Source organism: Methylobacterium sp. WL119 (assembly GCF_008039875.1).
Taxonomy (GTDB): Bacteria; Pseudomonadota; Alphaproteobacteria; order Rhizobiales; family Beijerinckiaceae; genus Methylobacterium.
The window spans coordinates 1-20,730 of record NZ_VRUU01000032.1; the positions used below are offsets into that span (position 1 = coordinate 1).

The window sequence follows — 20,730 nt, forward strand, 5'->3', positions numbered from 1 at the left end:
CTCGTCCGGCGCGATGGTCCGGCGCGCGGCCGGCGGCCCCGGCCGCCCCGGCGCGGCCCGTGGCGACGGCACGGGCCGAGACGCCGGCCGCGCGTCCCGCGTCCCCGGTCCGCCCGACGGCAGGCCCGGCCTCCGGCGACAAGCGCGGCTGGCTGTCCGATCTGCTGACGCGGGCCTCGCTCGACGACGAGGACGAGGCCGGCGTCGCCGAGCCCCCCGTCCCTGCCCCGGGCACGTCGAAGGCCGCGGTGGAGACCGGTCGGATCGCCCTGGAGACGATCTCGGCCGACATCGCGCGGATGATCGACCACCGCACGGCGGTCGACCTGTGGGAGCGTTATCGTCGCGGCGAGCCGAACCTGTTCGACATCAAGATCTACACGCCGCAGGGCAAGCAGACCTTCCTGGAGATGCAGCGCCGCTACCGTGCCGACGCCGAGTTCCGCCGCACTGTCGACCGCTACGTCAGCGAGTTCGAGCGCCTGCTCGGCGACGTGGCCCGCAACGACCGCGACGCGGCTCGGGCCGACGCCTACCTGACCTCCGAGACCGGCAAGGTCTACACGATGCTCGCCCATGCGAGCGGGCGGTTCGAGGGCGCCTGACGCCTGCTAGTCGCGAGAAGGGCGGCTCCATCGGGGCCGCCCTTCGTTTGTCCGATCACAGGAGCCCGAGACCGACCAGCTCGCGGCGCAGGGCCTCGGGCATGGCGGCGAGGTCGGCGGCGGCGCCGATGCCGAGGTCCCCCGGCGCATCGCGCTGGGTCAGGTAGCGCCAGCCCTGGAACGGTCGGCACGGCCGCGGCGTCACCGCGACGATCGCCGGATCGAGGACGAGGCGGCAGCGGCCGATGCCGTCGTCGCCGGTGACGAGGTCGATCGCGGTGATCGCCTGGCGGCAGCTCAGCGTGCCCTTGATCACCCAGTAGATCGAGCCGTGCCCGGCGATCTCGGCCCGCCGCTTCGGGACCATCCGTGTGGTGTGGACCGGCGCCGGATCGGCACCGAGCCGCAACGCCTCGTCGCGGAACCGGGATTGACGCGCCTCCAACTCGTCGATCGAGGCGGGGCCGACGCAGAGCTTGAGCAGGTGAAGGGCCACGATGTCGTCGGTCTCTCGCAGGCGCCGGGCGATGCGCGGAGGGTGTAACGCCGGATCATTGCGGCGAACGCGCGACCCTTCGTCCTGGCTACAAGTTCCGGCCGCGCGATCGTTGCTACGCGTCGGTCATCGCCTCGATCATGCCTTCGGGATCGCTCACGAACTGCCGCAGGATCCGGAAATGCTCGGTGTCCTGAAGGGCGACGGGCTCGAGGCCGTGCCGGCTCATCCGCAGCAGCCGTGCGCCAGGATGGGCCATGATGATCGGCGAATGCGTGACGATCAGCACCTGGGTCTGGTTGCCCGCCTCCATGCGCCTCAGGAGCCTGAGGAAGTCGAATTGCCGGTTCGGCGACAGGGCCGCTTCGGGCTCGTCGAAGAGGAAGATCCCGGGCTTGGCGCAGCGTTCCTCGAAGAACCGGATGAAGCCCTCGCCATGCGAGTAGGACAGGAAATCCGCGCTGGGGCTGCCGACCTCGTCGAGGTAGCGGGCGACGGAGAAGAAGCTCTCCGCCCGGAAGAACCAGCCGCGACCGACCTTCGGCAGCCAGCTCGCCCGGAGCACCCGCGCGAGGTCGCCGCCGCTGGTCTCGGCCGCCCGGGCGTTGTCGACGGCGCGGTAGCCCGCGCCGCCACCGCTCTCGTCGAACCCAGCGAGGACCGCGATGCCCTCCAGCAGGGTGGATTTCCCGACCCCGTTCTCGCCGGCGATGATGGTCACCGGACGATCGAACGCGAGCTCGAACCCGCCCTCCCGGAACAGCGGAATGCAGTAGGGATAGGCGTCGCGATCGTAGACCGCGTCGTCGGGCAGCCAGACCCGCTTCAGGTACGGCGGCGGCAACGACTTGTTCCGATACCTCGGCAACGCCCGGCCTCCGTCGCTTCGCCCCTTTGGCCCATAGGGGCGGCGATCTCACGGGGGCGCAAGCGGCGCGAGGCGCGATCCCGAGGTTCGGGGAACGCGTCGCCCCGCCGTGGTTCGCCGGCGCAGGCGCGGTCCCGGATCGGAGGGCGGTCTCGCTCGCACGGCGGAGCCCTAGCAGAACAGCGCCAGCTTCTCCTCGACGCTGAGCGCATCGATCTCGGCGAAGCTGAGCGCACGTTCCGCGGGCGGATGCGTTTCGGCGCTGACGTCGGAGGGGCTCGCGTCGGCAGCCCGGAACTCGAGGGCGTCGTCCTCGGAGGCGATCTGCGCCTCGAAATCGTCGGCCCAATCCAGCTCGGCCTCGACATCCGACGCCTCCGCGGCCGACTCGGGCTCCGGCTCGGGCTCGGGCGCCGAGGGCAGGAACACGATGTCGTCGTGGAGCGGCACCGCACCGGGTTCGATCGCGCGGAGAGCCGCATGCGCGGCGGCGATCACCGCCGGCGCGTCCATGCCGAGATAGCGGTCGACGTCGCTCTGATCGAGGTCCTCGGGCCGCGATTCGCGGGCCGGGCGCGAGGTCGCGTAGCCCGGCGCCGGCGGGACCGGAGCGCCGGCATCGCCCCAGATCGCCATCATCGCGATCAGGCGTTCCTCGAGATAGCGCAAGGTCTGCACGATCCGGCTCGTGCGCTGCGCCGTGAGGTCCTGGAACGAGCAGGCGGTGTAGATCTGCGTCGCGTAGCGGTCGAGGGCGTCGCAGGCCGCCTCGTCGATGCCGTGCTCGCGCAGCGACCACGCGCTTTCCTGAACCTGCTCGGCGGCGGTGAGGATGTCGGTGGTCGCCCGCTCGGTCGCCTGGACGATCGCGTCCAGCGCCTCCGAGGCGATGCCGAGGCGGGTCTGGTCGTGATCGGGATCGGTGATCGCCGCGATCTCGGCCTTGGTCCGGCTGATCGCGCTCGCCATCTCCATGATGTCGCCGCGGAAATGGCTGACTGCGTCCGGGCCGTGCCCGTCCGTAACCGCGGATTCAAGCCGCGCGATCGCGTCGAGCAGCACGTTCGTGTCGGCGCTGCGGTTGCGGCGGGCATACTCGGCGAGGAACCAGCGCCCGCGGGCGCTCCCGCTCATGGTCGCCTCGATGGCCTCGTACTCGGTCGGCTCGAAGGCCGTCAGCGAGTGGGAACCGGACATGATACGCGTCCTCGAAGGCGATAGCCTCGCGCGGTGGGACGAGACCCGGCTCCGGCGCAACTCTGGCAAGAGCGCAATTTGACAGGATCGGTTTAACGGCGGCTTACGGTGGCCGCTCCCGTCCCGATCCACCCTGCATCGATCCGAGACCTTGGCCGCGTCCCCGACTCTCGAGCCCAGCCGTTTCCGCCTGTCGCTCCTCTACGCGGTGGTCTTCGTCGAGATCGGCATCGCGATGCCGTTCATGCCGGTCTGGCTCGCCGCGCTCGGCCTCGACGCCTCGGTGATCGGGCTGCTGCTCGCCCTGCCGATCGCCACGCGCATCGTCGCCACCGCACCGCTGATGAGCCTGATCGATCACGGCGTCGGCGCCCGGGCGCTGCTGCTGACGGGCAGCCTCGCCCTGGCGGCGACCTACGCCCTGATGCCGGCCGGCGCCGGGATCGGCTGGCCTGCGCTGGCGCTCCTCGTGCTGCTCAACGCGGTCGCCGGCGCGCCGCTGGTTCCGAGCATCGACTACCTCACCCTCGCCGCCGTCCGCCGGCAGCCGCGGCTCGACTACGCGCGGATCCGGATGTCGGGCTCGGTGGCGTTCCTCATCGCCAACCTCGCCGGCGGGGCGCTGCTCACGGCGATGGGCGAAACCCTCGCGGTGCCGCTGCTGCTCACCGGGCTGGCGCTGATCGCGAGCGCGGTGGCGTTCACCAGCCGCTCGGTCGCCGCGCCGGCGCCGGAGCACGCGGGGGGGCTTCGTCCACGGCTGCCGCTGCGCCTCAAGCTCTGCGTCGCCGCCGCCGCCGCGATCCAGGCGAGCCACGCGGCGATCTACGCCTTCGGCAGCATCCACTGGACCGCGCACGGCTTCTCGACCGCGACGGTCGGCGCGCTCTGGGGCGTCGGGGTCGTCGCCGAGATCGTGCTGTTCGCCTGCGTCGCCCGCCTGCCGGCCGCGTGGCGCACGCCGTTCCGCTATCTCGCCCTCGGCGGCGGGGCGGCGCTGGTTCGCGCGGTAGGGATGTACGCCCTCGGCGACACCTTGCCCGCGCTCGTCGGCCTCCAGGCCCTGCACGGGCTGACCTTCGGCGCGACGCAGCTCGGGGCGATGGCCGCCGTCTCCGCCTTCGCCCCGGACGGCGCCCGCGGCCGGGCGCAGGGCACGCTCAGCGCCGCGAACGCGACGGCGGCGGCCGGCGCCACGCTGCTCAGCGGCTTCGCCTACCGGGCCGGCGGGCCCCTCGTCTTCCTGGCGATGGCGCCGCTCGCGGTCGCGGGTCTCGCCCTGACCGCGGCCGCCGCGAGCCGGGCCGCGGCCCGGGGCCCTGTCACCGGGCAGCCTCCGGTTGCGGTGCGGCACGATACGGACCGTCAACCCTAATCTGAACATATCGCGCAGGCAGACCGGCGCCGATCGAGGGACACAGGCTTCGTGCAGGCCAACGACATCACGCCGACGCATCGACTCGACCGGCAGCCCGCCGGCGCGACCATCGCGCCGGGCGACGGACGCGTCGCGCTCGACGGGCGCTGGACGGCCGACCAGGGCGGCGCGGTCGAGACCGCCGCCGCGCGGATCGCCGCCGAGGCCAGGAGCCGCCCCGTGATGGTCGACCTGAGCGCCGTCGCGCGCCTCGACACCCTCGGCGCCTGGGTGCTGGAGCGGACCCGCGGCGAGATCGAGGCGGCCGGCGGGCGCCTAAGCTATGCCGGCGTGCGGCCTGAGCACCGCATCCTGCTCGGCGAGATGCACCTGCGCGATCCCGAGCCGGCCGCTCCCGTGCGCCAGGGCCGGGTCTTCGCGATGCTCGACGGCCTCGGCCGCCGCGTGGTCCGCGGCGGGCACGACCTGATCACGGGGCTCGCCTTCCTCGGCGAGGTGATCGCCGCGTGCCTGCGCGTGGCGTCGCGTCCGTCGACCTTCCGCGGCCGGGCCTTCGTCAACCAGATCGAGCAGGTCGCCTTCCGCGGCGTGCCGATCATCTTCCTGATCTCGTTCCTCGTCGGCGGCATCGTCGCGCAGCAGGGCATCTTCCAGCTCCAGCGCTTCGGGGCGGCGGCCTTCGTCGTCAACCTGATCGGGCTCCTGATCCTGCGCGAGCTCGGCGTGCTGCTCACCTCGATCATGGTGGCCGGACGCTCCGGCTCGGCCTTCACCGCCGAGATCGGCTCGATGCGGATGCGCGAGGAGGTCGACGCCCTGCGCGTGATGGGGCTCGACCCGATCGAGATCCTGATCGTTCCGCGCATCCTCGCCCTCGTCGTCGGGCTGCCGATGCTGACGCTGATCGCGGCGCTCGCGGCGCTGACCGGCGGCGGCCTCACGGCGATGGCCTATGGCGGGCTCACGCTGGAGCAGTTCCTGGCGCGGCTGCAGGCGGCGGTCGGCGTCCACCACGTCCTCGTCGGGCTGATCAAGGCGCCGTTCATGGCGCTGATCATCGGCATCATCGCGACGATCGAGGGCTTCGCCGTGGAGGGCTCGGCGGAATCGCTCGGGCGCCACGTCACCGCCTCAGTCGTTAAATCCATCTTCATGGTGATCGTCCTCGACGGGTTGTTCGCGGTGTTCTTCGCGGCGATCGATTTCTGAGGATCCGGTGCGAAACCCAGACGCCATGCCCGAGACGACCGAACCCGAACCGATCATCCGCGTCCGCGACCTCGTCGTCGGCTTTCGCGACCGCACCATCCTGAAGGGCCTGAACCTCGACATCCGCCGCGGCGAGATCCTCGGCTTCGTCGGCCCGTCGGGCCAGGGCAAGTCGGTCCTGACCCGCACGGTCCTCGGCCTCGTGGCCAAGCGCTCGGGCACCATCGAGGTGTTCGGCCAGGACATGGACGGCCTCACCATCGCCGAGCGCCGCGGCGTCGAGCAGCGCTGGGGCGTGCTGTTCCAGCAGGGCGCGCTGTTCTCGGCGCTCACCGTGAAGCAGAACATCCAGATGCCGATGCGCGAGCACCTGAACCTGTCCGAGCGCCTGCTCGACGAGTTCGCGCGCCTCAAGATCGAGATGGTCGGCCTCAAGCCGGATGCCGCCGACAAGCTGCCCTCGGAACTGTCGGGCGGCATGATCAAGCGCGCGGCGCTGGCCCGCTCGCTCGCGCTCGACCCCGAGATCCTGTTCCTCGACGAGCCGACCTCGGGCCTCGACCCGATCGGCGCCGGCGAGTTCGACGAGCTGGTCGCGACCCTCAAGCAGACCCTGGGCCTCACCGTCTTCATGGTGACGCACGACCTCGACAGCCTCTACACCGCATGCGACCGCATCGCGGCGCTCGGCGACGGACAGATCATCGCCGCCGGCACGATCGACGAGATGCTGGCGCACGACCACCCGTGGCTGCGCTCGTACTTCCACGGCAAGCGTGCCCGGGCGATCGTCCCGGCGGCGCCGATGCGGACGGGCGTCCCCGTCCATGCGTGACCGCTCGCACCGGGGGCGGATGCCGGCGCGCCGCGCGGGTGCGCCCGCGCACCGCACGAATGCCACAGCTTGGCGGAAGGCCTGAGATCATGGAGACCCGTGCGAACTTCGCCCTCATCGGCGCCTTCACCCTCGGGGTGATCCTGGTCGGCTTCGGCTTCGTGCTGTGGCTATCGGGCGGCTCGTCGCGGCAAGTGAGCCAAGCGGTGCGCGTCGTGTTCTCGGGCAGCGTCGGCGGGCTGTCGCGCGGGTCGAGCGTGACCTTCAACGGCATCAAGGTCGGCGAGGTGACGGACGTCCACCTGCTGCCGCAGGATCCGCGCCGGGTCATCGCCGAAATCAAGGTGGCCCCCTCGACGCCCCTGCGCGCCGACACCCGCGCGCGCCTCGATTCGGCGATGCTGACCGGCGTCTCGGTGATCGCGCTCAACGGCGGCAACGCCGACGCGCCGGCGCTGGCGCCGGGCACGAACGGCGAGATGCCGACGATCTTCGCCGACTCGTCCGACATCCAGGACATGATGGCCGCCGCCAAGCAGATCGCGCAGCGGGCCGACGACGTGCTCCAGCGCCTCGACAAGCTGGTCGCCGGCAACGAGGGCGCGATCACCCGCACGCTCGCCAACGTCGAGAGCTTCTCGAAGACGCTGGCCGAGGCCGGGCCCGCCGTCTCGAGCCTGGTGAAGGCGGTGGACGGCAGCAAGCTCAACCGCGTGATCGACAACGCCGACCGGTTCTCGAGCGCGCTCGCGACGTCGAGCCCGGACATCGAGGCCGGCCTGCACGACGCCCGGTCGCTGGCGGGCAAGCTCAACGCCTCGGCCGACCGGATCGACGCCGTGCTGAAGGGCGCCGAGGGCTTCCTCGGATCCGCCTCGGGCGAGGCCGGCGCCAGCACCTTCACGCAGGTGCGCGAGGCCGCGATCTCGGTGCGCGACGCCGGCAAGGCGTTCCGGACCCTGTCCGAGAACCTCGACAAGCGCACCGCCAACATCGCCACGAGCTTCGGGCGGCTCAGCGGCACCGGCCGACGCGAGGTCGAGGCTCTGTCGACCGACGGGCAACGCACGCTCAACACCCTGAACCGCACGGTCCGGACGCTGGAGCGGGACCCCTCGCAGGTGATCTTCGGCGGCAAGCCGTCGTTGCCGGAATACAACGGTGGCCGCTGAAGTCGCGTTGTTCGGGGTCGATGTGCCTCGCCGCACGGCACATTTCATGCGGCCGAATAGTTTGAACGGCACAGCTCCATCCGTTCCCGGCCACCCGGCCGGGAACGTTCAGGTATCGCGTATGCTCCGTCCCGTTACCGGTCTGGCCCTGGTCGCCTCGCTCGTCGCCCCGATCCTCGGCGGCTGCGGCGGGGGCGCCGCGCCGCTGACCTTCGACCTCATGGCGCTGCCAGCCGCCGGCCGCCCGGCCGCGAGCGCGCGCGCGATCGTGGTCGCGGAGCCGGTGGGCATCCAGCCGTTCGAGGCCGATCGGATCATCGTGCGCGAGGCCGGCGGCTCGCTCTCGTTCCTCGGCGGCGGCCAATGGGCCGATCGCCTGCCGCGCCTGATCCAGACCCGGATCATCCAGAGCCTGGAGAATGCCGGCCGCCTGCGCTCGGTCTCGCGCCCCGGCGACAAGGTCGTGGCCGACTACCAGCTCATCTCCGAGATCCGCGCCTTCGACATCGCGGCCGGCATCGGCGAGGCGGTGGTGGACATCTCGGCCAAGCTGGTCGCCGACGGCACCGGAAAGGTGGTCGCGGCCCGGATCTTCACGGCGCGCGTGCCCGTCACCGCGGTCGATGCCGGCAACGGCGCGCGGGCGCTCGACCAGGCGCTCGGCACCGTGCTCGCGGACCTGGTGCGCTGGGTGAACGTCGGGCGCTGAGCGCCCGGGCCGCTCACTCCATCACCGCCGCCTTCATGATCACCACCATCGTCGCGCGGCCCGGCACGTCGCCGGTGCAGCGGACGACGTGCTGGCGGTCGCAGCGGTAGCGCAGGGTCTCGCCGGCCCGCGCGCGCTGAACGACGCCGCCGATATCGACCTCGAAGCAGCCCTCCGAGACCGAGAGCGATTCGACCGAGCCGCGCTGGTGCGGATCGGAATCGAGCACCCCGCCCGGGTCGGCCGAGACCTCGTACCATTGCAGCCACTCAATGGTCTTGACCCAGCCGATGATCGCCAGCCGCACCTTGCCGTCCTCGGAGACGAGGATCGGCGTGTCGGCGCGCGAGGACTTCTCGATGAAGGGCTCCTCGTCGTTGGCCGCCAGCACCCGCTCGATCGAGACGTCGAGCGCCTGCGACAGGCGCCAGATCGTCGCCAGCGTCGGGTTGGTCTCGTTGCGCTCGATCTGGCTGATGATCGACTTGGCGACGCCGGATTGCTCGGCGAGCTCCGACAGCGAGAGGTTGTAGGCCTTGCGCAGGCGCTGGATCGTCTTGCCGAGCTGTCCCGACAGCACGGCCGCCCCGCTCAGCATGTCCCGGCCCCGACCCGGCCGTTCCGCCTGTTCCTGCATTGCCGCAGCCATCCGCATTCCGCCATCGCGTTCCGTTTATCGGAACGAACGTGCGCTACTACAAACGCAATCCCCCCGCGGATGCAAGGCGACCGGCGCGGATGCGGCAGCGTGCTGGTTCGGCGTTCAGGCCCAGATCGCGAAGAAGTGGTGGACCGGCCCATGCCCCTCGCCGATCGCGAGGTCGTCGGCGGCGGCGATCGCGGCGGCGACGTAGGCCTTGGCGGCGCGGACCGCCGCCTCGAGGCCAAGGCCCTTCGCGAGGCCGGCGGCGACGGCGGCCGACAAGGTGCAGCCGGTGCCGTGGGTGTTGCGCGTCGGGTGGCGTGCGCCCGAGAAGCGCCGCACCAGCCCCTCCGAGGTCAGCAGATGATCGACGCTCTCGTCGCCCGCGGCATGGCCGCCCTTGATCAGCACGCCGTGGGCGCCCGCGGCGACGAGGCGCCTGGCCTGCGCGGCCGCGCCGTTCTCGTCGGCGGCCGGTGCCTCGTCGAGAAGGCTCGCCGCCTCGGGCAGGTTCGGGGTGATCAGGTCGGCGAGCGGCATCAGGCGGCTGCGGAGCAGCATCACCGCGTCGTCCGAAATCAACCGGTCGCCGCTGGTGGCGACCATCACCGGATCGAGCACCACCGGGATGCGCCGCGGGATGGCGTGGCGCTCGAGCGCCGCGGCCACGGCCTCGATCACCGCCGGCTGCGACAGCATCCCGATCTTCACCGCCGTCACGGCGAGGTCGGAGAAGACGCTGTCGATCTGCGCGGCGACGAAGTCGGCGGGCACGTCGTGGATGCCCTGGACGCCGCGCGTGTTCTGCGCGGTCAGCGCCGTGATCGCGCTGGCGCCGTAGACGCCGAGCGCCGAGAAGGTCTTGAGATCGGCCTGGATCCCGGCGCCGCCGCCCGAATCCGATCCTGCGATGGCCAGCGCGATCGGCGTCATCGGGCGGCTCCCCGTTCGACCAGCGCCGCGTCGACCCGCGCCCGCAGGTCGCGCGCCCGGCCCTCGACCGCCTCCGCCCCGAACAGGGCCGAGATCACCGCGATCCCGTCGGCGCCGGCGGCGATCACCGCGGCGGCGTTGCTCGCGTCGATGCCGGCGATCGCGCCGACCGGCACCGCGGTGCCGCGGGCGAGCCTGGCGCGGAACGCGATCCGCGCGAATCCGTCGAGGCCGACCGGCGGATCCGGGTTGTCCTTGCTGGTCGTGGCGAAGACGCCGCCGATGCAGGCGTAATCCACCGGCAGCCGATAGAGCTCGTCGGCCTGCGCGCCGGTCTTCAGCGTCAACCCGACGATCGCCCGGTCGCCGAGCAGCCGGCGGGCATCGGCCGGGTGCAGATCCGACTGGCCGAGATGCACGCCCTCGCAACCCGCGGCCAGCGCGAGGTCAACCCGGTCGTTGACCAGCAGCGGCGCGCGGCCGGCGAGGGCCGCATGGATCGCGCGGATGCGGGCGAGCGCGGCTCGGGCGTCGGCGATGTCCTTCTCGCGATACTGGAACAGGGTGCAGCCCCCGGCGACCGCCGCCGCCGCCATGTCGGCGAGGCGAGGCCCGTCGTCGCCGCAGACGCCGACGTCGAGGAGACCGTAGAGGCGCAGGTCGACCGTCGGACCGGACGCGCGGCCGGTCGTCGCGTTTCCGAGGCTGCCGCCCGCCTGCATCGCCCGCCTCCTCACGACCGGCTGTCGTCCCGGCGCGTTCGGCCCTGTCTGGCCACCGCAGAGCCGCTTAGCAAGCGCTTTCGGCCTCAGAGGCAAGAGGGCGCCATCCCCGCCGGAATGTCGGCGCCGCGTTGACGGATTGCGGCCGTTTGCGGCTTAAGCAACGACAGGTCGATGCGCGGCCGCTCCATCGACGACCGCTCGGCCTCGGGCGGCGGGTCATGCGATGGACAGGGCGACGGGAAAGACGATGTCGGCGGACTTGCGCGCGGCCGGGACGGTGCCCAGCCCCTCCTCCGTGGGGCTCGCCGCGGCGATCATCGCCGCCACCGAGGGCGAGCCGCGGGCGCTGACCGTCCAGGTGGCCGACCAGGCCGCGGGACGCGGCGACGGGCTGCCGGCCGGGCCGCTCGTGTCGGAGCATGCCACCCTGGAGCGCGGCCTGCGCGCCTGGGTCGAGCGCCAGACCCACCAGCGCCTGGGCTACGTCGAGCAGCTCTACACCTTCGGCGACCGCGACCGGCAGGCCGACGCCAGGGCAGGCGTCCACACCCTGTCGGTGGCCTACCTCGCCCTCGTGCGCGAGGAGCGCCCGGCGGGCCTGGCCGAGGCGGCCTGGCGCAACTGGTACCGCTACCTGCCCTACGAGGATTTCCGGAAGGGCCGGCCGCCCGAGCTCGACGCGATCGAGGCCGAGCTGCTGGCCTGGGCCGGCGCGCCGACCGATGCCAAGCTCCGGCGCTCGCGCGCGGACCGCCTCGGCATCACCTTCGGCCTCAACGGCGCGACCTGGAACGAGGAGCGCGTGCTGGAACGCTACGAGCTGCTGTTCGAGGCGGGGCTGATCCCGGAAGCCGCCGGCAATGCCGGGCCCGCGCGCCCCGGCGACCCGACGGGAGTGCCGATGGCGTTCGACCATCGCCGGGTGCTCGCCACCGCGATCGGACGCCTGCGCGGCAAGATCAAGTATCGCCCGGTGGTGTTCGAGCTGATGCCGCCGCACTTCACGCTGCTCCAGCTTCAGCGCACCGTCGAGGCCCTGTCGGGAACGCAGCTCCACAAGCAGAACTTCCGCCGGCTGGTGGCGCAGCAGGGGCTGGTGGAGGAGACCGAGGGCGTCACCAGCGGCACCGCCGGGCGGCCGGCGCGCCTGGTCCGCTTCCGCCGTGAGGTCCTGCTTGAGCGCCCCGCCCCCGGCCTGCGCCTGACGCCGTCGCGCCGGTCGCAGTGATGCGAGCCGGCAAAGTCATCCTCGAGACGCCTTGTTCCGGGCCGAGGTATTTAGCCAGCACATGATAATACTTGTTGCTTTTCAGCAACCCCACGTACTTCTCAATATTATGACTGGATTATGACGAAGACTCCGACGTAGACTTCGCTAGTCCTGCTCTCCGAACGCCGAAGATCGGCACGAGGGGACGAATCATGGACTTCAAGCAGGGTGTCTCGATCGCCGCGGTGGTCGTTGCGGCCTATGGGCCGGCAGCCGTCCAGGCGCAGACCGCGAACACGACGCCGGCCAACGTCAACGTGCTGAACCTGCTCGCGCCGTTCCTCTCGCTGAACGGAACGGCGATCGGGCAGCAGACGCTGCAGCTCAACCTCTCGCAGGCCATCGCCCAGAACCAGGGCGCCTCGGTCGCCGACCAGCAGCGGGCGATCAGCGACAAGGCGCTGCCCGGAAGCGCCGCCTTCGCGACGACGATCACCCTCCTCGACGGGACGCGGGTCAATCTCGGGCCGGGCGACAATCTCGCGGGCGGGCTGCCGCTGCAGGCGGCGCAGAGCCCGGGCGGCCTCAACCCCTACCAGCCCGTGGGCGGGCTCGGGCCGCAGCTCGGCGCGATCTACCAGACCGGCATCCGGGCGAGCACCGCGACGAGCGGGCCGCTCACCAACACCTTCAACCTCCTGAATCAGGCCTACACGGTGCTCAGCGCCAACCTCGGCGTGGCGAAGAGCTACTTCGCGAACGGGGCAGCGAACAACCCAAGCACCGCGCCCTCCGGCAACGCGCCGCCGATCCCGGCGGTGGCGCCGGCCGGCTACACCCTGCCCACCGGTCCCTACACGATCCCCGCCGGCTCGCCCGCCGGGGCGGCCGGGACGACCGGCACGCTGCCCAACCGCTTCGACAGCGTCCTCGACCTCGCCTACGGCGTCCGCAACACGCAAGCGGGCCAGGACGTCTACGGCTCCTCGCGGCCGATCCAGGTCGCCGCGAGCCGCTACAACGTGTTCGACCCGACGGCGCTGAGCGGCATCGCCACCAACCCGTCCTTCCCGAGCGGGCACACCCAGTACGCCTATACCGACGGCTACCTACTCGCGATGCTGGTGCCGCAGCAGTACCAGAACATGCTGCTGCGCGCCTCGGACTACGCCAACGACCGCATCGTGCTCGGCGTGCATTATCCGCTCGACATCATCGCCTCGCGCGCCTTCTCGGCCTACGACCTCGCCCAGACCTTCACCAACCCGGCCTACATCAACAACGCCGCGACGACGGGCACGGCGATCAACATGCCGGGCCTGTTCACCCGGGCCGCGGCGGAGCTGCAGGCCTACGAGGCGGCGCAGTGCGGGAACACGGTCGCGGCCTGCGCGGCGAGTGCCGCCAACACCGCGAGCAACCCGTACGTGCCCTCCGCCGCCAACCAGGCGCTGTACCAGTCCCGCCTGACCTACGGCCTGCCGACCCTGACCTTCGCCCAGGCGCCGCGCGAGGCGGCGCCCGTCAACGGCCCCGACGCCTCGATCCTGCTGGCGCCGCTCTACGGCGGCAGCACGACCGCCGCCAGGACGATCGCGCCGAACGGCGGCCTCTACGGCAACCTGCAGACCGGCACGATCAACCAGATCCTCGTCAACACCGAGACCAACGCGCTCGCCGCCTTCTACGGCACGGCGCTGAGCTACTGGAGCCGTCTCGACCTGTACTCGGCCGCAAGCTACTTCGGGAACGTCGCCGGCACCCTGCGGATGGATGCCGCCGACGCGCTGGCGACGAACGTCGCGGTCGGCAACGGCGGCGCGCTCTACGCCAACGGCACGATCGCCGGCCTCGTCACGGTCAACGACGGCGGCCTGCTCGGCGGCACCGGCACGGTCGGCGGCATCAGCGCGCTTTCGGGCGGCACGGTGGCGCCGGGCAACTCCATCGGCACGCTCACCGTCGCGGGCAACGCCGCGTTCGCGGCCGGCTCGGTGTTTCAGGTCGAGGCCAACGCCGCCGGCCAGTCCGACCGGCTCGCGGTCGCCGGCACGGCGACGCTCGCCGGCGGCACCGTGCAGGTGCTCGCGGCGCCCGGCACCTACGATCCGCGCACGCAGTACGCGATCCTCACCGCCGGCGGCGGCGTGGCCGGGCAGTTCGCGGGCGTGACCGCGAACTTCGCCTTCCTCTCCCCGACGCTGCGCTACCAGGCCAACGAGGTCGACCTCACGCTGACCCGCAACGACATCGCGTTCGCGACGATCGCGCAGACCCGCAACCAGGGCGCGGTCGCCAACGCGATCCAGGCCGGGGGCCCCGGCACCGGCGCCTACGACCGCACCATCGGGCTGACGACGCCCGAGGCGGTCGGAGCCTTCCGTGCGCTGACCGGGGACATCCATGCCAGCGCGATCTCGGCCGAGTTCGAGACCGCGTTCTTCGTCCGCGAGGCGATCCTGGACCGGATGCGCTGGGGCGCCACCCCCGGCTTCGCGGAGGGCGCCGATTACGGACGCCTGCCGGCCGCCTACGCCGCCGACCTGCCCGGTCGCCGCGCCGCGCCGGTGCCGGTGGCCGTCCGCACCCTCGACCCGCGGGTGTTCGGGCTCTGGGGACAGGGCTTCGGCAGCTTCGGGCAGGCCCGCAGCGACGGCAACGCGGCGAGCCTGTCGCGCCAGACCTCGGGCTTCGTGCTCGGCGCCGATGTCCGCGTCGAGAGCGGCTTCCGCCTCGGCGTGGCCGGCGGCTACACCGCGACCAGCCTCGACACGGCCGGGCGCCTGCAATCGGGCTCGATCGAGAGCGGCTTCGGCGGCCTCTACGGCGGCTACGAGCGCGGGCCGGTCTCGCTGCGGCTGGGCGCCGTCTACGCCGACAACGCGGCGCGCCTGACCCGGACGGTGGCGTTCGCCGGCTTCGCCGACACGCCGAGCGCCCGCACCGGCGGCTCGACGATCCAGGGTTTCGGCGAGATCGGCTACAAGCTCTTCCTGGGCGGCGCCGCGCCGCCCGTCGGCGAGGACGCCGCCCCGGTCCCGGTGGCGCTCTCCTACATCGAGCCCTTCGTCGGCGGCGCCGTCGTCGCGATCGGCCGCGACCGCTTCACCGAGACCGGCGGGATCGCCGCGCTGACCGGGTTCGCCCGCGACTACGACCTCGGGGCGGCCACCGCCGGCGTACGGGCGCAGACGAGCTTCGATCTCGGCCTCGGCGCGCCGGTCTCGGCCCACGGCCTGCTCGGCTACCGCCGGGCCTTCGGCGACGTGGTGCCGACGGCGCTGCTGGCCTTCGGCGCCACCGGCCCGGCCTTCCTCACCGCGGGCATCCCGATCGACCGCGACGCCCTCGTGGCGGAGGCCGGCCTCGACCTGCGGGTCTCGGCCGCCGCCACCCTGGGCATCGCCTACACCGGGCAGGTCGGTGCCCGCGCCGAGGACCACGCCGTCAAGGGAAACTTCACCTACCGGTTCTGAGCTGTTTCGGACCCATCACGATCGGGCCAAATTCCCACCGCCGCGACCCTCGGGTCGCGGCGGTTTTGCGTCGCACGCAATGTCCCTGCGCGCCGATCCAACCCCTCATCTCGATCCTGATCGCTTCCGAGAACCGGTAGCCTCGAAGGAGCCCGCCGGCCGGGCGCGCGATCGCAGGAGGGCTCCTTCGAGGCTGCCGAGGCAGCACCTCAGGATGAGGGCGTTGGTTGGGATGGGGGGACGCCTACCAATTTGACTTCCGGTGCGCGCTATCCGCGGAACGCCGGCAGGCACCTCAGTGCAGTCTGCGTCGGGCCATCCTGAAACACCCGCCCCATCAGCCGAATCGCGGCAGCGGCGCGATCCGGGGCACGTCGGTGCCGCCCTTGCGCTCGAGCAGGCCGGGCGGCGGAACCGGCGCCACGATCGTGCAGACGACGCCTGCGGGATCGAAGGCGAGATTGACCTCGCCGGCGAGCTCGCGGGCGAGGCTGCGCTCGATCAGCCGCGAGCCGAACCCGGTGCGCGTCGGCTTCGCCACCGGCGGGCCGCCGCTCTCGACCCATCGCAGGGTGAGGCTGACCTCGTCGTCGCGCCGGAGCGTCCAGGCGATGTCGATGCGGCCGCCTTCGCGCGAGAGCGCACCGTACTTGACCGCGTTGGTGCCTAGCTCGTGCAGCGCCATGGCGATCGACAACGCGATCCGCGGCGGCAGCCGCAACGGCGGCCCGGAGACACGGAAGCGCGAGACCTCCGGGGAATCGAGCGGGCGGATCGCGTCGGCGACGACCGTGGCGATCTCTGCCCCCTCCCAGCTCTCGCGGGTGAGCACGTCGTGGACGCGGGCGAGCGCCAGGAGCCGCGCCTCGAAGGCGCCTCGGGCCGCATCGGCCTCGGCCCCGTCGAGGCTGCGCAGGGACTGGTTGGCGATCGACTGGACGGTGGCGAGCGTGTTCTTCACCCGGTGGTTCAGCTCGTGGATCAGGAGCAGCAGGTGCTCCTCGGCGGACTTCGCATCGGTGATGTCGACGTTGCAGCCGGTGTAGCCGAGGAAGGTGCCGCCGTCGTCGAGGCGCGGCACGCCCTCGCAGCGGAGCCAGCGAACCGCCCCGTCGCGGTCGATCACCCGGACCTCGGTGCGGAAGGGCTTCCGCGCGTCGAAGGCGTCGGTGAAGGTGGCCGAGAAGCCGGCGAGGTCGTCGGGATGGACGATCTTGTGCCAGCCCTCGTTGGCCAGCGCCGTCGCCGGCATTCCGAAGATGTGCTCGAAATGCATGTTGACGAAGCTGACCGTCGCGGCCTCGTCCGTCATCCAGATCAGCGCCGGCGCGGAATCGGCCATGTGGCGGAAGCGCGCCTCGCTCTCCCGCAGCGCCGAGAGCCCACGGCGGGTGTCGGCCAGCGCGCGGTCGCGCTCGCCCTCGCGGGTCTTCAACCGGAGCGAGGCGTCGGTGAGCACGTCGCCGAGGCGGCGGATCTCGTGCACCGGCGAGGCGATGCGCGGGATCGCCTCGCCGCGCGACAGGGCCGGGCCGGAGGCTGCGAGCTGGCGCAGCGGACGCGACACCCGCGACCACAGCACGACGGCGAGCGCCGACGACGTCGCCAGGACGAGAAGGCCGAACCCGCCGAAGGCCCAGACCCAGCGGCGCAGCCGCGCGTCGACGAGGGTTTGCGGGATGCTTGTGCCGACCGTCCACCCGGTGAGGCGCGAGCGCGCCTCCACCACGACGACCGGGCGGTGCTGCCGGTCCTTGCCCTGCCAGACGCCGGGCGTCTCGGTCTGGATCTGCCGCAGGCTGGCGAGGCGCGGGCGTCCGACGATCGCGCCCGGGTCGGGCAGGCGGGCGAGAACCAGCGCCTGCCGGTCGGAGATGCCGGTGGTCCAGCCCTCGACAACCTCGCGGGCGAGGATCGCCTGCAGGCGGCTCACGGGCGCGCTGAAACTGAGGATGTAGGCGACGTTCGGGCCGACCATCACCGGCACGGCGACACCGTAGGTGGCATCGCCCGGCATCGGCCCGGGAAGGTAGCCGGTCACCATCGCCCGCTGGGTGCCCGAGGCGATCTCCTTGTCGAACGGCAGCACGGTGATCGGCAGCATGCCGCCGCGCTTGATCCCGGTGTTGACGATCTGCTGCCCGTCGGGACGGCGCAGCATGATGTCGAGGTCGATCGCCTCGCGGACGAGACGGGCCTGCGCGTCGAAGGCCTCGAACTCGCCATCCTTCAGGCGCGGCGAGGTGGCGAGGGTCTGCAGCACCGAGACCAGGCCGGCGGTGTCGCGATCGATCGACAGGGCGATGCCGCGCACGTTCTCGCGGGCATCCTGCTCGAAGCGCGCACGCTCGACGGAGGCGTAGCGGGCGAGCAGGATCGCGGTGAAGATCAGGCCCGGCCCGATCAGCGCGATCACCAGCGCGACGAGGTAGACCTGCGTCGAGGCGCCGTTCCGCTCGAGCCGCTCGATGCGACGGCGGAGCCAGCTCGGACGCGGGCCGCGGCGGCCGCGGGCGGCGGGCAGCTCGCTCGGGCTCACCGCAGCATCCGGATCGCGGGCGGGCGCGGCGTCATCGGGGGCGGCGTAATCCTGCAGCATCGCGCCATCACGGGTCGGACTTCGGCCGATCGGAGCTCGGCCGGTCGATATGGCCGAGATCGCGCGCCGGATCGAGCCGGTCGCGCACGCGCTGCTTCAGGGCCTTCACGTCGGGGAAGCCGCCGTCGCGGGTCCGCTCCCAGACCGTGTCGAGGCCGACGGTGATCGAGAAGGCGCCGCCGCTCGCCGGGATCAGCGCGACCTCGCCGAGGTCGTCGCGGAAGGTCGAGAGCAGTTCCTGCGCCATCCAGGCGGCCCGCAGGAGCCAGTTGCACTGGGTACAATAGGTGATGGCAACGCGCGGCTTGTCCGCCGCAGCTTGAGGCGTGTCATCCATGGGGCGCACAGCGCACCGCGGCGATCGGCTTGTCAACCTCGACCGGCTCCGCCCGGACGAACGCGCGACGCATCGCGAACGCGCGGCGCGGCCCTTCTCCCGGCGGGTGCGGCACCCTATCTCACGTCGGCGTGATTACGGCCAAGCTGGGCCGGACGAGGCAGGCAGGAGTGGTGGACATGTCGTCGAGTGCGGACTTCGCAACGCCGCGGACCAGCCCGATCATCGCCCGCATCGCCGGTGCGCTGATCGCGATGCTGTTCGCGTCCTGCCTCTCCGGTTGCGGCGCGATCAACCGCGTGCCCACCCTGGAGGAGCAGGCGAAATCCTCCTGGAGCGAGGTGCAGAACCAGTACCAGCGCCGGGCCGACCTGATCCCGAACCTCGTCGAGACGGTGAAGGGCTACGCCAAGCAGGAGCAGGACACCCTGACCAAGGTGACCGAGGCCCGCGCCAACGCCACCAGCGTCAAGGTCGACGCCTCGACGATCACCGACCCGGCCAAGTTCAAGCAGTTCCAGGACGCGCAGAACCAGCTCAGCGGTGCGCTCGGGCGCCTGCTGGCCACGGTCGAAGCCTACCCCGACCTGAAGTCGAACCAGAACTTCCTGGCGCTGCAGTCGCAGCTCGAGGGCACCGAGAACCGGATCGCGGTGGCGCGGCGCGACTACATCGGCACGGTCCAGGCCTACAACACCGAGATCCGCACCATTCCCGGCCGCTGGATCGCGGCGTGGTTCTACCCGGAATCGAAGCCGATGGAGACTTTCACGGCAACGCCCAATTCCGAGCGGGCGCCGAACGTGAAGTTCTAGGGATTTCTCGCGCATGCGGCGCGGAGCGCTCAGGGCCTTCCCCCTCGTCCTCGCCCTCGTGGCCTGCGCCGGGCTGTGGACGGCTGCGGCGGCCGCGGAGCTGACCTTCCCGAAGCTGACCGGGCGCGTCGTCGACGCCGCCGGGATCCTCACCCCCGAGCAGCGCGGGACCCTGGAGGCCAAGCTCAAGGCCTACGAGGACAAGACCTCCGATCAGGTCGTCGTCGCGACGGTGCCGAACCTTCAGGGCACCACGATCGAGGATTACGCCAACCGCCTGTTCCGGGAGTGGAAGATCGGTCAGGCGAAGACCAACAACGGCGCCCTGCTGATCGTGGCGCCGACCGAGCGCAAGGTCCGCATCGAGGTCGGCTACGGCCTCGAAGGCGCCCTCACCGACGCCCTGTCCCGCGTCATCATCGCGAGCGCGATCACGCCGCGCTTCAAGGACGGCGACTTCGCCGGCGGGATCACCGCCGGCGTCGACGGCATGCTCTCGATCCTCTCGGGCGACGCCGAGGTCTGGCAGCGCAAGCCGAAGGTCCGGTCCGACGAGGTCGATCCGGCGCAGGTCGCGATCTTCATCGGCCTGTTCCTCCTCGTCCTGTTCGTGGCGTGGCGGATGAACCGCGGCGGCCGCGGGCGCGGCGGCGGCATCGTTTTTCTTCCCGGGCCGGGGACCGGCGGTTGGAGCGGCGGCACCTCGGGCGGGTTCGGCGGCGGCTTCTCCGATGGGGGCGGGTTCTCGGGCGGCGGCGGCTCGTCCGGCGGCGGAGGAGCCTCGGGTGATTGGTAGCCCCCTGCTCACGCCGGATGCCTGCGCACGGATCGAGCGAGCCGTCGGCCGCGCGGAGGCCGGCACCGCCGGCGAGATCGTGGTGATGGTGGCGGCCCGTGCCGGGCAGTACCGCTCGGTCGCCCACGTGGCGGCCCTCGTCGCCGGCCTGATCCTGCCCTGGCCGCTGCTGGTGCTGACCAGCTGGAGCACCGGAGCGATCCTGCTCGCGCAGGCCGCCCTCGTGGCGGCCCTCCTCGCGGCGGGCCTGTCGGAGCGGCTGCGCGTCGCCCTGACGCCGCGTCGTGTCCGGCGCTCGCGGGCTCGCGACGCCGCCCGCCGGGCGTTCTGGTCACGCGGGCTGGGGCGCACCCGCGGACGGACCGGGATCCTGCTCTACCTGTCGCTGGCCGAGCATCATGCCGAGATCGTCGCCGACCAGGGCATCCTGGATCGCGTTGGCGCGGAGCACTGGACCGCGACGCTCGCCGACCTCACCACCGCTTTGCGCGAGGGCGAGGCGGAAGCCGGGCTTCTGCGCGCGGTTGAACGTATGGGAGCGGAGCTTGCGCGTCACGTGCCGGCCGGCCGCGGCGACCCGGACGAGCTGCCGAACCACGTCATCGTCGTGGAATAGGACCGCAGCGGTCCGGACGGTGGCGGGAAACGCTCCCCGCACCGCGACGAAGGCGACCGCCCGGCCGGGATACCGGAAGCGAATATCCGCTCACCCCCTCACCGTGAGAGT

General features: G+C 71.9%; 19 protein-coding genes. 11 read left to right on the plus strand and 8 right to left on the minus strand.

Annotated features, from left to right (window positions below; genetic code table 11):
• On the plus strand, positions 1-605 hold a 605-nt coding region (locus FV227_RS13480), incomplete at its 5' end, for a hypothetical protein (RefSeq protein WP_246688365.1).
• 55 nt (positions 606-660) lie between these two features.
• Here the strand turns inward: FV227_RS13480 and FV227_RS13485 are convergent.
• The 3 genes from FV227_RS13485 to FV227_RS13495 form a co-directional block, all read right to left on the minus strand.
• Complete coding sequence (locus FV227_RS13485) at positions 661-1,101, minus strand: DUF1489 domain-containing protein (protein ID WP_147728889.1); 441 nt, start codon at positions 1,099-1,101, stop codon at positions 661-663.
• A gap of 115 nt (positions 1,102-1,216) precedes the next feature.
• On the minus strand, positions 1,217-1,945 hold the full coding sequence (locus tag FV227_RS13490) for an AAA family ATPase (RefSeq protein WP_246686567.1): 729 nt from the start codon (positions 1,943-1,945) through the stop codon (positions 1,217-1,219).
• 195 nt (positions 1,946-2,140) lie between these two features.
• Complete coding sequence (locus FV227_RS13495) at positions 2,141-3,166, minus strand: hypothetical protein (RefSeq protein WP_147859157.1); 1,026 nt, start codon at positions 3,164-3,166, stop codon at positions 2,141-2,143.
• Positions 3,167-3,317: 151 nt separating this feature from the next.
• On the opposite strand from FV227_RS13495, the gene FV227_RS13500 reads away from it, so the two are divergent.
• The 5 genes from FV227_RS13500 (at position 3,318) to FV227_RS13520 (ending at position 8,469) form a co-directional block, all read left to right on the plus strand.
• Positions 3,318-4,541, plus strand: coding sequence for an MFS transporter (locus tag FV227_RS13500; protein WP_147859158.1), 1,224 nt, complete (start codon positions 3,318-3,320; stop codon positions 4,539-4,541).
• A gap of 66 nt (positions 4,542-4,607) precedes the next feature.
• On the plus strand, positions 4,608-5,753 hold the full coding sequence (locus FV227_RS13505; RefSeq protein WP_147859182.1) for an MlaE family lipid ABC transporter permease subunit: 1,146 nt from the start codon (positions 4,608-4,610) through the stop codon (positions 5,751-5,753).
• A 25-nt stretch (positions 5,754-5,778) separates the two neighbouring features.
• On the plus strand, positions 5,779-6,588 hold the full coding sequence (locus tag FV227_RS13510) for an ABC transporter ATP-binding protein (protein ID WP_187274794.1): 810 nt from the start codon (positions 5,779-5,781) through the stop codon (positions 6,586-6,588).
• A gap of 89 nt (positions 6,589-6,677) precedes the next feature.
• The gene (locus FV227_RS13515) at positions 6,678-7,760 is read left to right on the plus strand and encodes an MlaD family protein (RefSeq protein WP_147729241.1); all 1,083 of its coding nucleotides are present in this window, start codon (positions 6,678-6,680) and stop codon (positions 7,758-7,760) included.
• Positions 7,761-7,881: 121 nt separating this feature from the next.
• Entirely contained in the window at positions 7,882-8,469 is a 588-nt protein-coding gene (locus tag FV227_RS13520; protein WP_147859159.1) for an ABC-type transport auxiliary lipoprotein family protein, read from the plus strand.
• A 13-nt stretch (positions 8,470-8,482) separates the two neighbouring features.
• Here FV227_RS13520 and FV227_RS13525 read toward each other — a convergent pair whose 3' ends face one another.
• The 3 genes from FV227_RS13525 to thiE form a co-directional block, all read right to left on the minus strand.
• Positions 8,483-9,106 carry an XRE family transcriptional regulator gene (locus tag FV227_RS13525; RefSeq protein ID WP_147729642.1) on the minus strand — a complete coding sequence of 208 codons (624 nt, stop codon included), beginning with the start codon at positions 9,104-9,106 and terminating at the stop codon, positions 8,483-8,485.
• A gap of 126 nt (positions 9,107-9,232) precedes the next feature.
• Positions 9,233-10,045, minus strand: a complete 813-nt coding sequence (gene thiD / locus FV227_RS13530) for a bifunctional hydroxymethylpyrimidine kinase/phosphomethylpyrimidine kinase (protein WP_147859160.1) — start codon at positions 10,043-10,045, stop codon at positions 9,233-9,235.
• Positions 10,042-10,767: a thiamine phosphate synthase gene (thiE, locus tag FV227_RS13535; RefSeq protein ID WP_147859161.1), complete on the minus strand. Its 726-nt coding sequence runs from the start codon at positions 10,765-10,767 to the stop codon at positions 10,042-10,044. The genes thiD and thiE overlap by 4 nt, the downstream gene beginning before the upstream one ends.
• 250 nt (positions 10,768-11,017) lie before the next feature.
• Here thiE and FV227_RS13540 point away from each other — a divergent pair, with 250 nt between their 5' ends.
• Both FV227_RS13540 and FV227_RS30335 read left to right on the plus strand, forming a co-directional pair.
• Entirely contained in the window at positions 11,018-11,998 is a 981-nt protein-coding gene (locus tag FV227_RS13540; RefSeq protein ID WP_147859162.1) for a hypothetical protein, read from the plus strand.
• 194 nt (positions 11,999-12,192) lie between these two features.
• Complete coding sequence (locus FV227_RS30335; protein ID WP_147859163.1) at positions 12,193-15,456, plus strand: autotransporter domain-containing protein; 3,264 nt, start codon at positions 12,193-12,195, stop codon at positions 15,454-15,456.
• Positions 15,457-15,793: 337 nt separating this feature from the next.
• Here FV227_RS30335 and FV227_RS13550 read toward each other — a convergent pair whose 3' ends face one another.
• Both FV227_RS13550 and FV227_RS13555 read right to left on the minus strand, forming a co-directional pair.
• Positions 15,794-18,055 (minus strand): HWE histidine kinase domain-containing protein, encoded by a 2,262-nt coding sequence (locus FV227_RS13550; RefSeq protein WP_147859164.1) that lies wholly within the window; start codon positions 18,053-18,055, stop codon positions 15,794-15,796.
• A gap of 7 nt (positions 18,056-18,062) precedes the next feature.
• Entirely contained in the window at positions 18,063-18,392 is a 330-nt protein-coding gene (locus tag FV227_RS13555; RefSeq protein WP_147859165.1) for a SelT/SelW/SelH family protein, read from the minus strand.
• 254 nt (positions 18,393-18,646) lie between these two features.
• Here FV227_RS13555 and FV227_RS13560 point away from each other — a divergent pair, with 254 nt between their 5' ends.
• Genes FV227_RS13560 through FV227_RS13570 form a run of 3 tightly spaced genes read left to right on the plus strand, consistent with a single transcriptional unit; the run spans position 18,647 to position 20,619 of the window.
• Positions 18,647-19,207 carry a LemA family protein gene (locus FV227_RS13560; RefSeq protein ID WP_243935605.1) on the plus strand — a complete coding sequence of 187 codons (561 nt, stop codon included), beginning with the start codon at positions 18,647-18,649 and terminating at the stop codon, positions 19,205-19,207.
• A gap of 13 nt (positions 19,208-19,220) precedes the next feature.
• Positions 19,221-20,003 carry a YgcG family protein gene (locus tag FV227_RS13565; protein WP_147859167.1) on the plus strand — a complete coding sequence of 261 codons (783 nt, stop codon included), beginning with the start codon at positions 19,221-19,223 and terminating at the stop codon, positions 20,001-20,003.
• On the plus strand, positions 19,993-20,619 hold the full coding sequence (locus tag FV227_RS13570; protein ID WP_246686546.1) for a TPM domain-containing protein: 627 nt from the start codon (positions 19,993-19,995) through the stop codon (positions 20,617-20,619). The genes FV227_RS13565 and FV227_RS13570 overlap by 11 nt, the downstream gene beginning before the upstream one ends.
• The last annotated feature ends 111 nt before the right edge of the window (positions 20,620-20,730 follow it).